The following is a 14,524-nucleotide window of genomic DNA, read 5'->3' as shown; positions in this document are numbered from 1 at the left end:
CTTAGAAAAAACTGTCAACTATTTTTTTGATAAAATGTAAACCTCTCTTTAGTTTTGCCTATAGGAAAGCTCTAAAGTAAACTTAGTCACTCTTGGTAGATTAGAAAAGTAGAAATAAATCCTCTTACTATAAAAAACACCCCATGGTGTGAACCATGAAGTATTTTTAATTGCTGTATTGTAGCCGATTCTTAACGTTTTGAGAATTGTGAAGCTTTACGAGCTTTTTTAAGACCTGGTTTGGAAAGTATGGATTTCAGTTGGACTAAAAACAGCGTAATATCAAGGATTTTCTGAACAATATCTACTTTTTAATTTCATAAAATCTGAATCAATATTTTTAAAATAGGGTAATAGTTTAGGTATCTAAGCATTAAAATAATACACCTAACTTTGGTCACCGTTTTTTAGTTATTCACTCTTTTTTCGGATAGTGTTTTTAAAGTTATGATGTAAAATGCCGCAATTAAAACACTATACATCATAATCGGAGGATAGAGAATTAAGGATAGAATCAATCCCACTCCTTTAATTATTAGGTCAGGTATCAATAACTTCCTATATTGTGCGGTAGCTTCAAGTAATTCTTTATGATCTATATTGGGTTTATCAATTACTTTATGTAAAAACCAGTTTGCTACCGTTGAAACAATAACGATCAGTCCATAAAAGAGCTGTGCCGTATGATTCATGAAATGACTACTAACTATTCCAATAGCATAGGGCATAAATGAAACAAAAAAAATACAAATTCTTTCAAATTCCTCCCTTTTCAACTTGGCTAACTTGACCTGTATTACCTAGGTCGCTTTGCTTTAAATTATACTTTTTTCTTAAACATTTGATACGAGTAGGTATTTCTTGTGAGTAATTTTCATCAAAAAATTTCATAGATAAGTCCTATATATAATCATGGGTAAAGTAGTAAAAATAGTTGTTATCCTAGTTGATTAAAAAAATCTCTGATTTCCTCATCTTTTATAAAATAATATATAATTTTCCCCTCTCTTCTAGTGTCCAAGATGTTTTGATTGGCTAGTTTACGAAGATGGTGGGAGGCAGATGCCATACTGAGATTTAGTAAACAGGCTATATCGCAGACACATAGTTCTTCAACAGCAAGGAGATAAAAGATGATATTTATCTGTTTATTATCGGTAAACTTTGATAAAATGCGAAGTGATTTTTGGACTTTTTCCTTTTCAAGGTAGTTCGTTGCTGTTGTAACATTTTGTTGATTTATAACATTCACTTGGCAGATACTATCTATTTTCAAAATATTTTCTCCTAGCCTAACACAGTCCATAGCATGTCAAAACTGTTGTTTTCAATCAGGATATATATTCCCAATCCTAAATAAACAACGGCAATAAACCATCTGCTATATTTTTCCAAAGTTTCTTCAACAGAAGGGACTTGTGCCAATTTTTGGGCAGAGAAAACCAAGAGATAAATCATGACTAGAAAGGTAAGTAAAGTCACTATCAAATTTGCTAAATTTAAGGTAGTAAAATATGGGACAAAGACACCAATATTGTCAGCACCACAACTTGCAAAAGTAATCATAGCGACTAGAAAAATCAGGTTTTTATTATCTTTGCTCAAACCTTCTTTGGCAATAGCTTCTCCATCAGAATCTCCTAAAAGCAAAACTTTGAGGCCTAGGAAAATTGGAATCAAACCGAGCAAACCTAAAATCTCTTTACTAGGAATATAATCTAAGACAAATGCAAAAAGCAAACTTAGCAATATTAGACTAACAGAGCCTAGAAATTGTCCTAAATAGATATTAATGATGTCTTTTCTGCTTTTTCTTTTGGCAAAAAATAACATTAGGATAATAAGTAAGTCTACGGCTGTCCCAGAATACAGGATTATTGAAGTAACAACATTTTGAATCATAAAACACCTCATTCAAATATATTTTTGAATGTATTTTAACATTAAACTTTGTAGATATCAACTTAAAATCCACCAATTAATAATTGCATGTCAATATTTGTATTGTGAAACTAGTTTCAGAAATATATAGTCTTAAAATATGTCCACTGCCAATGGTTTTTTCAATATTTAAGAGGAGATTTATAATGGTTCATTTCTACAAATTTATAAACAAGTTATATATTTTGTTTAACCAATTATTAACTATTTTTATCAATAATCACTTCATTAATTTGTACTTTTTAATTTTGATTTATTTTTCGTGCATATTTTATATGAATTTAATTCTAATACATTTTAAATAAAAAATACACAATTTTAATTGGCACTGACCCCCGTAAATGAGAATTAAATAAAAACACCTCCAAGTTGGATTTGATATAATATAATCAAATGCTCATGGAGGTGTCTTTTTATGGTTAAAAAACGTGTGGAGACGGTGGTATTATTGTCAAGAAAATAGAATAACAAGCTATAAAACTGTCGAAATAGGTGGCTTTTAGGATTTTAAAAGAAATCAGTTCTATAATAAATTAAAAATCGTGTTGGTAGAAAAATCGTCTACTTCTACCAACACGATTTTACAAAGAGCCAGTACTTACATCTCTTTTTCTCCTGTAAAACTATTGTATCTTGATACTTTAAGGAGTTTCAATCATTCGATCTGTTAACCGTTATTTTTTGGATCTAAACTTAATAACATAGCATTAATGGCGACGATGACTGTTGACACAGACATTAGGATTGCTCCTAATGCAGGGCTTAATGTGATACCAATAGGAGCCAAAATTCCTGCAGCTAGAGGGATAGCTATAAAGTTATAACCAGCTCCCCAAAATAGGTTTTGTTTCATCTTACGAGTTGTTTTGTGTGCTAATTCAATGAATGATTCAATATCTCCTGGATCGGATTGAGTCAATATGACATCAGCTGAATCCAATGCAACTTGAGTTCCAGCACCTATAGCTATACCAACATCTGCTAAGGCAAGAGAAGGAGCATCATTTACACCATCACCTACCATGATAACTTTCTTTCCTTCATCTTTAAGTGTTTTAACTAACTCATATTTGTCTTGTGGAGATTGATTTGATCTATATTCAATCCCTAAATCTACTGCCGCGCCTTGAGCTGCTTTTTCATTATCACCTGTTGCCATAATTGGTTGAATATTGTTCTTTTTAAGAGCTTTAATTAACTCTTTACTCTTTGGTTTTAATTCGTCCCCTAAAGCTACAGCACCAATGGCATCATCGTTTTCTACTAAGACACTAAGAGTTGCTCCCTTTGGAATATCCATATCAAGATTACGTCCATAGGCTTTTTGACTGATTAGTTGGTAACGGTGCCCACCTGCTTCGCCCTCTACTCCAGCACCGGAAATCACATCAATCGAATCAAAAGATGCTGGACGTATATTTTGCTGCTCGGCGAAACTTATAATTGATTGAGCAATTGGGTGGCTAGATCCTCCTTCAATACCTGCCAATAAGGCAATGATTTCCTCTTTTGTATATTTGTCATTAAGAAGTTTTACATCTAATACTTTAAATTCACCAGTTGTTAAAGTACCCGTTTTATCTAAAATCATCACATCTGCATCTTGAGCTATTTCTAAGGCTTGGCGGTCTTTTACTAGTAAGCCACGGCTAGCTCCTAAGCTCGTGCTACGGGCGGTTACCAATGGAATAGCCAAACCCAATGCGTGCGGACAAGCAATAACTAATGTAGTAATAGTAAATATAACTGCCGTTGGTATATCTTCTATAACCATCCACACTACAAAGGCAATTAGCGCGACAATAACAGCAATATAGAAGAGCCACCCTGCAACTTTTTGAGCAATATTTTCTGCTCTGGAAGGCTGACTTTGAGCTTGGCTGATTAAATTCTGAACTTGAGAGATGAAGGATTGATCACCTGTCTCATTCACTTTAATATAAAGAACCCCTTCTCCATTTGTTGAGCCCCCGATTACTTCATCGCCAGGGCCTTTTTTAACTGCTTTTGATTCTCCAGTCAAAAGAGCTTCATTTAAACGTGATTCGCCACGCTCGATAATCCCGTCTGCTGGCACATTTTCTCCGGCTTGAACACGAATTAAATCACCTACCTTTAAGTCAGCAACTGGTCGTGTTTCAATTGAATCGTCTTCTAATACAACGTGAGCATCTTTCGGCACTAACTTAGCCAATTCTGCTTGTGCGTCTCCTGCTTCTCCAATAGCTTTCATCTCAATCCAGTGACCTAATAACATGATTAATAGTAATGAAGCAAATTCAAAGAAATAGTCCATCACGTGTTCACCCGTTACGTAGGTAATGATCACAGCATAAATACTGTATAAATATGAAACACTTATACCTAAAGAAACGAGTGCCATCATTCCAGGTTTTTTTTGTTTAAATTCGTCAACTGCACCTTGATAGAATGGACGTCCACCATAAATAATTAATATAGTAGATAAAATAGCTACTACAATATCAGAATATGGAAAAGTAAACTGGAATGGTAGTTCAAATCCATGCAAAGGGACTAAGAGCATAATAATGATTCCTAGTGGCAATGACTTTAAGAAAAGTTCCTTAAAGCTTCCGTGATGGTGGTGGGCATGCCCTCCCATTGCGCCATGATCCATTTCACTGTGATCCATCGCACTATGATTCATCTTGCTGTGATCCATCTGACTATGTTCCATTTCATTATGGTCGTGTTTTGAGTGATCCATGTCACCGTGATTATGATGACTATGTGACGAATGTTTTTTGTTATTCCTCATTTTTAATTCCTCTTTATTATATTAGAGACTGATTTTAAAGTTTTAGAACCTTCTCATCTAACACTGCATATAATTCTCACGAAAAGGGTTCTATACTTTATCTCTAGCTACTATCTATGAATAAATGGTATTCGTACTTTATGCACTTAATACTGAATAGTTAGTTTCTGCTAAAGCAGCATTGAGCGTTTCGGTATCAATCTCTGTTTGACTTTCAAGTACTGCTTTTTTAGTCGCTAAATCAACCTCTACAGATTCAACCCCTTCAATAGCTGAAAATCTTTCTTGTACCGTGTTCGCACAACCTGCACATTTTACGCCATCTAATAAGACTTCTTTTTTCATTATTTTATTCCCCTTTTTTTTATCTTCTCCTATTATATAGAATAGGAAGAAGTTTAAATCCCAGATAAGCTAAGTGTTTTCTAAACAACTGCTGGTTTGAATCGTCTTAACCGTAAAGCATTGAGCAAGACCGATACGGAGCTGAAACTCATGGCGAATGCCCCGCCAACATTGGACTCATCAATGGTCCGCCAAAAATATACAAAAGACCCATCGCAACTGGAATACCTACAAGGTTGTAAGCAAAAGCCCAGAACAAGTTTTGTTTAATGTTTCGTAGCGCTGCATGACTTAAATCAATCGCAGTCAATACAGCGGTTAAATCATTACGCATAAGGACAATATCAGCCGATTCAATCGCCACGTCTGTACCTGATCCAACTGCAATTCCGACATCTGCTTGAGCTAATGCGGGTGCATCATTAATGCCGTCTCCAACCATCGCTACCTCCTTGCCTGCCTCTTGTAGTTTTTTGACTTCCTCTGCTTTATCTTCAGGTAATACTTCACTTAATACACTGTCTATACCCACTTGCTTAGCAATCGCTTTGGCTGTTCGTTTGTTATCTCCAGTAATCATGATTACTTCAACACCGCGTCTTCTAAGTTCTTTAACAGCCTTCATGGCAATCGCATTGCCCTTCTGTACACTGACAATCCACTTCTTCTACTGCGAAAGATTTTTTTATCTCTAATATTTTCTCTAGTCGATCTATATCATCGAAGCTTAAGACATGATCTTCAATGATGCTTCCTATTACATTTCCGACTTTCTTTTTGCAAATACGGTTAAAAATATCTTCTGCATAATCCCTTACGGCTTCTTTCTCTACAATATTGGCAGTGTAAATAAACTTTCTACCTTCTTGCTCTGTATTTAGTACGCCTTTTCCAACTAATCGACCTAAGATCGTTTTGATAGTGGATTGTGTCCAGTCCATTTTTTCTTGCAATACGGAAATGACTTTTTTACTAGTTACTCGATCATTTGCCCAAACTACACTCATGACTTCCCATTCTGCATCTGTGATATAAGTATTAAATTCTATTGTGCTCAGCCTCCTCCCCCTAGTTGTCTACATATGTAAACGAATATGTTTAAAATAAGTTTATCATTGTAAACGAATTATGGCAAGTCTTTTTATTTAATTCTCACTTTTTGGGGTCAGTCCCTTAAAACATGCTGTTTTTATCATTGATAAATGATAAATATTAATAGCTAACTTTCTGAAAAGTATGAATTTTCCTGAAACTTTTTTATTTAGTTATAATAGACATTTCTAGATATTTCCATTATGTAGTGGTTGCCATCCAATCAAACATCGCTCTACTTGTTTTCTTGAGGCAACTGTGCATAGCATATCTCTATGCGACTAAAGTCGTTAGAGCTAGCCTAATTGTGTACAGCCAGTTCTCATACAAAAAAATACCTTGCAAGTTGCAAAGTATTTTCGTTTGTATTGTTCTTCCCAGCAACGAATTAACGTTTTGAGAATTGTGAAGCTTTACGAGCTTTTTTAAGACCTGGTTTTGGGTGATATAAGTCAACTATCTGTAAAAGGCTATTGAATAAAGCTTTCAAAGTCCATTTTCATTATAAATAAGCAATTATAACCCAATCTTACAAACAATGGATTACCATTAGATTACTAAAAATCTGTTTTCGGAGCTTATGTAGTTGAGGAATAAATAATCATCCAGCACATACTGACCTAGTCAAGCATTTTTGTAACACTAGTGTATAAAATTTCTTACGCTGCACGACATCGTGCAGCATAAGGTGTAAGTCCACCGTTTGCACGATGTGGTCTTACGTGATTATATTTCCCATAAACGAATTCATAGAGCTTTTGGTCAAGAATGTCATTTGAATCAAACATGTAGAGATAATAGAATTCGTGTTTGAGCGTATTGTAGAATCTTTCCATAACGGCATTGTCATATGGACAGCCTGCTTTGCTCATACTTTGTTGGACATAGTTTTTATCACAAAATTTATTGAATTCTTTTGCGGTAAATTGACGCCCTTGATCAGAATGCAGGATAATTCCTTTTGCTGGTTTTCGACGTTCTAGTGCGATTTTCAAGGTTTCCTTTGCCAATTCAATATCGATATGACTGCTGTTTAATGATGCAACCACTTCACGACCGCAAAGGTCTATAATCGTGCAATTGTAACGCATTGTTCCATCTGGACGAGTTAAATATGTAAAATCAGTACACCATATTTTATTGGGTTCTTTTACATCAAATTCCCTATTCAGAAGGTTTGGAAAGATTTTATTGGCAGTTCCTTTTACATAGTTTGGTTTCTTTCGACGTGTGATGGAACGTAAGCCCAATTCATTCATAAAATGATGTATTGTCAGATCTGAACGAATGCTTCCGATACCCTTAAGATAATCGTTCATCATTCGGTATCCAGGAACTCCATTTTCTCGGTGGTAGATTTCAACAATTTTACGTTGAATCTCTGCCTTTTCCTGACGATAAGCATGTTTTTTGTTTTTAAGATAATTATAGTAAGCATTTGGACAGATGTTCATTCTTCTAAGAAGCCATCTGACCCCAAATGTCTGTTGATATTTCTGGATGAACTGGTACTGAGCTAATCGATTTCCTTCGCAAAGAATGCTGCCGCTTTTTTTAAAAAATCATTTTCTTTTTTGAGTTCTTCAATTTCTTTGCGTAGCTTTTTTGCAACTTCGTATGAATCAGATTCTTCCCGTTTTGTTGGGCTGTTATCACATTCTTTGCGGTATTGCTGTAACCAGTATGTCAGCGTGCCTTGTCCAAGATTATATTCTTCGGTCAGGCTTTTCTTGGTTCGTCCCTCTTCCAGATAGAGGCGAAGAACCTTTTGTTTGAGCTCAGGCTCGTAACGATTGTTTGTCATTGTAACATCTCCTTGGATTATGTATGTATTTTACCAAACTATACACAGGTGTTACAACTTAATTATATCAGGTCATACTATATTAAGAAGTAGTATATCACATTTTCAATTTTATCAAAGATATAGTTTCTATATACTTTTGATTATATGGATAAATTATCACAGAACATTATCAAACTCTAAACTAAATAATTCATCCATAGCTATCCTACTAAACCGAGTAAATGCAATATTTCTATATGTATTGAATCTTTTATCTGGATTATCCGGTAAACTAATATTTGATTGGTCTAAAGACTCTATTGATATGTAATTCGGTCGATAAATATTATTTCCCAATATAACTGGACTAAAATACTTTCCAACTATTCTCTTTATCTCAGAAGATATTTGATTGTAGTATATGCTTTTTAAATCCAAAAATACCTTATCAAGGATAAATGACCATTTTTTGAAAGACTCAATAAGTTCTATTTCTTTTTCTGAGATTTCACTTATAAATTTGTCATTTTGTTTATTAGAACCCTTATTTCTTTCAAGCTCAGATTTCGAAATATATATTTTAACAGTCGCCCTCTCTTTAAGGAGATCTACTTGTTGCACTAAATTATCGACTGGAATAGAAAAATGTTGTCCAAAATCACGCAATATTTTCAGAATTCGAATCTCATCGTACTGCTCATATATTCTGATCAGTTCTTTCAATTCTACTAATTTTAATTGCGTAGAAAATGCTTTACAGTTATCAACAAATAGTCTTCCTAAAAGGATATTTGTTAACACTAAAAACTTCAACTCAGAATATATTTTTTCCATCTCTTCTATATCTGTCTCAATTTTATTAATGTACTCTTCTAACATATTCTTAGATTTTATAAAATTTTTATAACAATCTACAACATTTGAAAATTTATTAAAATCAAGATTGAATTTCTTTAAAAGTTCATACTCCTCTTTACCTATTCTATGTAATAGTCTACGACCTATACTGCAACCAACAAAATAGTAACCTTCAACGACCATTAAACATTCCTACACATATATAAATTCAAATAAAAACTATTTAAAATTAAAACTCTGTCATATATAAACTTAAATTGAATATTTTTATTCTTTAATTATCATATTACTTTAATCGATATCCAACACTGTATCCTACTGTATCCTACTGTATCCTACTGTATCCTACTGTATCCTACTTCATAAAGGATAAACTATCTGTCAACCAAAGTATAGTACTGATTTCTATCATTTTTGTTTGCGCCGTACCAATTAAGGATGCCCAATTCTTGTAAGTTTTTCATAGTTTTTACAATAAATTTACGGCTTCTACCAGTAATTTCAATCGCTTTTGCCGTTGTCATTTTATCACCAGAATTATACATGTAGTGAACGATAGCTTGTTCATCTGCATTTAGAGTTCCAAAATCAGAAAACTGTTTTTCCAAACTGTCTCGTGTTCGTAGATGTCGACTAACAATGTTATTTTCAAGGATTAGAACTACCTTATTACCTGGCTCAGAATATTTAGGTTCATGAAGAAAAGCTGATTCCATTTCAGAATAGATACGCTTAACACCCTCGTTCATTTCACGAACCCAACCAAATTCAGTCAGGGTTCTCGCAATCCGAGGATTTCTTGAAAAACGTTCATGCTTGATATTGTCAACGGTGACGATATTGGGTAATTTCCCTGGGCTGTGAATCTCTAAGCGATCATCGAACATGAGTACACGAATGTGATCTCCATAGACAGAGTAATCACGGTGAGTTACTGCATTGACAACACCTTCAAACCAAGCAAACTCAGGATATTCAGGCAATATTTGAAATTGACCATTACCGTCTAAGTACTGAAATTCCCGCAACTGAGTACGGATAAAATCTCGAACTTTTATAATCAGTACTGGCAAAGCATCATCAAAAGTCACTTCTTTGATGACATTAAAGCTACTGCCTGTCCCCATATCCGTGCCATCAAAGCGTTGAAAGCGAACACGAGCTTGTGGGAAAAACGCTGACGGACATTTACCAAAAAGTAGAATTGCTGCCTTGGTCAGTTTACCATTCACGAGAAAACGCCGTACTTTAAGAATTTCCTCTGTCGAACGTTCTGAAATATCAAACCGATTTTTGAAATCTTGCACTAAGTTATCATCAATGTCTTCCAGGGTTGCATCAGGTACTACTTCATCTTCAAAGAAACGTTGTCCCTTATCATAGCTGAGCTGAGTACGTTGCTCATAGCTTAATTTAACCGATTCATCGCCCTGACGCAGATAAACCTCATCATTAGGCGCAGCAATCACTCGGTTAGATGACAATTCAACTGAGATAACCAAAATCAGGTCATCTTCCCCCTTATGATTAACCACAGGGATTTCCTCAAAGGACAAATCCAGAGGAGTCTCCCGCATCTCACGGTCAATCTTTTTGAAATCGTCTATGGGATAAGATCTACCATCCTTGAAACCAGTGATAATATTGTCCTGCTTCTCATCTTCAATACCAACCACCAACTGACCGCCGTCCGCATTTGCAAAAGCAATCAAGTGCTTAAGCAATTCCTGAGGCTTCTTGCGTGCTGATTTTCTATCTAGATATTGGCTTTCTGGAGAGAATTGGTAGAGGGATAAATCATTAGATAAATATTCCTTATTTTCCAACTTGTAACTCCTCTTCTACTTTATTTTTTTACGGCTATATATTCTATATCCATCACCTTCTAATTGGTAGGAGGCAATTTTTTTATTTATTTTTAGATACTGGAGGATTGATTTATTATAATTTGTATTTTTAATCTTAGGATTCTTTCTATCAGTTAACGCCAAAATAATTTCGGTAAGATCTAAAACTCTAAATAAACTCAAAACTTCATCATATGTAAACTCATTAAGGTATTTTGCCAATATTAATCGACGTTCACTTAAATCTATATCAGTATTTTCGATGACTGATTGCAATAATTCCTTATTGACTGAGTATCCTTCCTCTAGAATGTCATCGAAATAATCCGCAAAGATTTTTTCTACTAACTTTCTAGTACTGAATTCAAAAGAAGTGTACCCATACAGAATATATTCTAAATCAGATTCATCAAATTTATTTTGCAAGATATAGTCAATAACTGCTGTAGAATAATTCTTGTCAGATAGGGATATATTGTTAGAAAATCTATCAATAATTTTAAATTTATCTTCATCAGTTAGCCCTTGTTCAAGAAGACTTAACATTTCATGTTCATGGTAAACCACAAAATTGCCTGTCTTTTCTGCCAGATAACCCTCTAAATATTTTTTGAGATATGAAATAACATGATTTGAGTAATTTTCTCTTATAAAATCCAATGTGTTTAGAGAAAAAACTTCTGAGATAATTTTCTCATCAATTAAAATAGCTACTTTATCATCAGGAATATCATCCTTCTTAAATTCTGTAAAACACCATCCCAATTTTGAAAGAATCTCTTTATATTTATCATTAGCTAATTGGTTACATTTAACGGTTTCTTCAAAAAATTCTTCTTGCAAATTGTCTGAAAATTCCTTGAACACTAACTGGGAAAATTCTAAATGCTCACCATTATTCACAAATTCAATCAATCTTTCGTTCCATGTATCATACTCACAAAAGTAATTTAGAATATTTTCTGTGTTATATCCTACCTTATTAAACTCAATAGCAGCATCTAAAATAGGCATTGTTGCTAATTCTGATATTTCAAGAGAGTGGTCGTGTACTTTCTTTAAATATTCAACTCTGAGGTTTTCGGCTACTGCTGTGTTATTTACAATCCTATAAACCACTTGTAACTCATCACGAATGACTTCATTCAAGAAAGGTAATATTTGTGACATATAAGTTTCTAAATTCTTACCAATATAATTATTAAGATTGTCAAATTGCTCAAGTATCGAAAACGGTTTATTTTTAACTGATTCAGCTGATACATCACCATCCATATAGTAGAGCAAACTTAGGATATTTTGAACGTTAATATCATATAAATTATTTTCATAAACAAAATCACTCATCACTTTATGGCTATCTTCAAAACTAAAATTTTTAATTTTAACTTCCATAAACTTCAAATTATCTTGAATCTGAGTATTATTGATGAGCTCGTTAAAATTATCAACGGTTTCTTGGATAGCTGACCAGTTACTATTTACAAAAGAATACATTACCTCTTGTAGATCTTCTTGCCAGCTGACTTCAGAAAAATCAATAAATGACAACAATAAAATAATCGTCTGCAGTTTTTCCTTTTCAAGGATACCATCAGAAGTCAAAAGTAACTTTAAGGTTCCCTGATTTAAATCAATTAAGTATAAAAGAACAGAAATTTTTGCTGCAAGAGGTCGTGAGTTTTGTTGTAAAAACTTGTTAACAAATTTTACATTAGACTCCGATAAATAACTTTTCAATCTTGTCATATCTTTTTTCTGTAAAAGATATTCAAACAAATCAAAGTTTAAGGCATAAATTCTCGTAAAATCGGAGTCATCAAGTCTTTCATTGACTTCTGAAACTTCTATCAAAGAATAATCCCAGTCAAGTTTGATCTCACCTTGAACTGCATTTAAAAATTCCTTATCTTGCTTCTTCAAACTATTAGGATAAAAATAAGTAATATAGTCTGGAAAACTCTCATCTATATAGCCATTTCTCAATAAATACATGATTAGAGAGTTTTTCTCTGTCTTCAAGTAAGGATACTCTTCCATTATAGTCTCGAAGAAATTACGATTAATGAGAACAGACAACTTTTCTGATTTAACACTTTCATACTCTTCGCGTAATTTTTCTAATTTAGAATTCAACTCTTTAAGATGGTCTCTATTTTCTATAGCACTCATCCGTTCCTGAAAACTAATATCATCCAAAGCAAAAATACTATTAATAGTTTCTTCTCTGCTATCCTCTCGGTTATAATAATCTGGTACGATGGAAGTAATTTTCGCATCTTCCGATAGAATTTCACGTATAAAATCTAACCTATTAGGAAATTGACTCTCGGTTTTACCATTTACTCGAATAGCTACCCTTCCCTCAGGAACCTTCAGATACGTTGAATAAAGTTCAAGTTTATTTCTAGAAAATTCTTGTTCAGAAGAAATTATCTTTTCTTCTATTTTCTCAATTTCTGTTGATTTTTTATCTAGATTCCCCTGTCTCAAATCATTAATCTTACTAAAAAGTTGATGAACAAATCCTGAGTCTTTCTGGAGTAATGAAAAATCTTTAGGAAAAATATTTTTATAAACAATGATTGCAAAAATTTTATCTGATGAAAGATTCAGCTTATTATTATCATTTTCTTTCTGACTAAATAAGTTATTCTTATATAAAACAAACTCATTACAAATATTATACACCAGTCTCATATCATCAATGTAAATCGCCACTTGTTTTAACAATGTTTTACTAACACTGTGTACTTCACCTAAATTTGTTAGTATTTCTCCTAGCTTTTCACCTGAATTAGATGAGGTAATTACTGGAATAATTGGAATGATGAAATCAAAAAATTTAGTTCTATCTCGCGAAATAAACATATCATCTTTGATAAGATAGATGAATAAAAGTTTCTTCCCATCTTTTCTCTTATTATTAACAAGCGTATTTATTTCTCTTAGTTTCTCAAAGATTAGGTTTGTTTCAAATCGATCAATATCTTCAAAGATGACAATATCACTCTGACAGTTATCAAAGAGATATAAAACATCATCTAAATATTTATCAAAATAGGAGTCTTCTTCACTTTGAAATACTTCAACATCTCCAGATATATTCGCACCACGAAATGAAAGATTTTTGATTAAACGTCTTTTTAACTGTAATTCAGATAATTTATATACTGAATAAATCATATTGCACGTTAAAATTAGGTAAGCAAGCAAACGAATGATACTTCCAATGTGAGGAAAATTTGGGAAGCCTTCTCTAACTAAGATGGCTAAATGCGTATAATTCCATAGAAATAAAATAGGTAATAAAAATAGTAATAATACGGAAGAAAATTTAATAACTTCAAATGATACGGGATTCTTTTTTGACTTAAAAATAGTCATTGGGATATACTTTGCATCAATCTGATGTAACAATTGATTAATTATTTTCCCCTCAATGATATTAATTTGCTCCAGCGAATCGCTATTTTCAATCCGCCCTTGGACTATTTCCAATTGAGCATTGCTCCCATTTTCAAGGTGATTCAGAGAGGAAAAGTGTGCCAATGAAATATGTAATGGTTTGAAATTTCCATTTTTACTTTTATAAGTTTCTATAAAACTACTTTTACCTGAGCCATAATTTCCAGATATCGCTACATTTTTAATACCTTTATCTTCTAGTGCATAATTCATCGCTGCTTCATGCGACGCATCGATATCAACATCGTTTAATGGTGTTAACTTATTAAATTTAAATTCTGTCATCTTCACCTCCGTTTTCAAATTTTCCTTACTCCATCTCCTTCACTTTACTTTCAATAAAGGCAATTTCATCATCTGAAAGTCCTTATTTTCGATAGAGTTACCCGTCTAACTCAGCGATTGATT

At 33.2% G+C, this 14,524-nt stretch carries 11 protein-coding genes and 1 pseudogene; all 12 read right to left on the bottom strand.

Annotated elements, in window-relative coordinates; genetic code table 11:
- Positions 1-407: 407 nt before the first annotated feature.
- Positions 408-692 (bottom strand): hypothetical protein, encoded by a 285-nt coding sequence (locus SMA_RS01540; RefSeq protein WP_230937540.1) that lies wholly within the window; start codon positions 690-692, stop codon positions 408-410.
- 64 nt (positions 693-756) lie between these two features.
- Positions 757-891, bottom strand: a complete 135-nt coding sequence (locus SMA_RS11785) for a hypothetical protein (RefSeq protein ID WP_006531373.1) — start codon at positions 889-891, stop codon at positions 757-759.
- Between the two features lie 46 nt (positions 892-937).
- Positions 938-1,276 (bottom strand): Cd(II)/Zn(II)-sensing metalloregulatory transcriptional regulator CadX, encoded by a 339-nt coding sequence (cadX, locus tag SMA_RS01535; RefSeq protein ID WP_014293908.1) that lies wholly within the window; start codon positions 1,274-1,276, stop codon positions 938-940.
- A gap of 11 nt (positions 1,277-1,287) precedes the next feature.
- Positions 1,288-1,902 (bottom strand): CadD family cadmium resistance transporter, encoded by a 615-nt coding sequence (locus tag SMA_RS01530; RefSeq protein WP_014293907.1) that lies wholly within the window; start codon positions 1,900-1,902, stop codon positions 1,288-1,290.
- A gap of 706 nt (positions 1,903-2,608) precedes the next feature.
- Positions 2,609-4,720 carry a heavy metal translocating P-type ATPase gene (locus tag SMA_RS01525; RefSeq protein ID WP_014293906.1) on the bottom strand — a complete coding sequence of 704 codons (2,112 nt, stop codon included), beginning with the start codon at positions 4,718-4,720 and terminating at the stop codon, positions 2,609-2,611.
- Between the two features lie 138 nt (positions 4,721-4,858).
- Positions 4,859-5,065, bottom strand: coding sequence for a copper chaperone TcrZ (gene tcrZ, locus SMA_RS01520; protein ID WP_002294571.1), 207 nt, complete (start codon positions 5,063-5,065; stop codon positions 4,859-4,861).
- Between the two features lie 80 nt (positions 5,066-5,145).
- A pseudogene (locus SMA_RS01515) lies at positions 5,146-5,654 on the bottom strand (HAD-IC family P-type ATPase); the annotation flags it as partial.
- A gap of 22 nt (positions 5,655-5,676) precedes the next feature.
- Entirely contained in the window at positions 5,677-6,123 is a 447-nt protein-coding gene (locus SMA_RS01510; protein ID WP_039670415.1) for a CopY/TcrY family copper transport repressor, read from the bottom strand.
- 693 nt (positions 6,124-6,816) lie between these two features.
- Positions 6,817-7,961 (bottom strand): IS3 family transposase gene (locus tag SMA_RS10750; RefSeq protein WP_145971683.1). Its coding sequence is split into 2 segments (ribosomal slippage): positions 6,817-7,700 and positions 7,700-7,961, totalling 1,146 coding nucleotides; the frame shifts between segments, so codons are not numbered across the junction.
- A gap of 159 nt (positions 7,962-8,120) precedes the next feature.
- The gene (locus SMA_RS01495) at positions 8,121-8,984 is read right to left on the bottom strand and encodes a hypothetical protein (RefSeq protein ID WP_014293902.1); all 864 of its coding nucleotides are present in this window, start codon (positions 8,982-8,984) and stop codon (positions 8,121-8,123) included.
- Positions 8,985-9,175: 191 nt separating this feature from the next.
- Positions 9,176-10,627, bottom strand: a complete 1,452-nt coding sequence (locus SMA_RS01490) for an ATP-binding protein (protein ID WP_014293901.1) — start codon at positions 10,625-10,627, stop codon at positions 9,176-9,178.
- 15 nt (positions 10,628-10,642) lie between these two features.
- Positions 10,643-14,401, bottom strand: coding sequence for a YobI family P-loop NTPase (locus SMA_RS01485; protein WP_014293900.1), 3,759 nt, complete (start codon positions 14,399-14,401; stop codon positions 10,643-10,645).
- Between the last annotated feature and the right edge of the window lie 123 nt (positions 14,402-14,524).

Source organism: Streptococcus macedonicus ACA-DC 198 (genome assembly GCA_000283635.1).
GTDB classification, from domain to species: Bacteria; Bacillota; Bacilli; order Lactobacillales; family Streptococcaceae; genus Streptococcus; species Streptococcus macedonicus.
Note: the sequence above shows the minus strand (reverse complement) of the source record. Positions and strands in the feature narration are given on the sequence as shown.

Excerpts from the sequence above, each read along its gene's own strand:
- SMA_RS01540 (WP_230937540.1), bottom strand. The coding sequence starts at position 692 with ATGAATCATACGGCACAGCTCTTTTATGGACTGATCGTTATTGTTTCA.
- SMA_RS11785 (WP_006531373.1), bottom strand. The coding sequence starts at position 891 with ATGAAATTTTTTGATGAAAATTACTCACAAGAAATACCTACTCGTATC.
- SMA_RS01530 (WP_014293907.1), bottom strand. The coding sequence starts at position 1,902 with ATGATTCAAAATGTTGTTACTTCAATAATCCTGTATTCTGGGACAGCC.
- SMA_RS01525 (WP_014293906.1), bottom strand. The coding sequence starts at position 4,720 with ATGAGGAATAACAAAAAACATTCGTCACATAGTCATCATAATCACGGT.
- tcrZ (WP_002294571.1), bottom strand. The coding sequence starts at position 5,065 with ATGAAAAAAGAAGTCTTATTAGATGGCGTAAAATGTGCAGGTTGTGCG.
- SMA_RS01495 (WP_014293902.1), bottom strand. The coding sequence starts at position 8,984 with ATGGTCGTTGAAGGTTACTATTTTGTTGGTTGCAGTATAGGTCGTAGA.
- SMA_RS01485 (WP_014293900.1), bottom strand. The coding sequence starts at position 14,401 with ATGACAGAATTTAAATTTAATAAGTTAACACCATTAAACGATGTTGAT.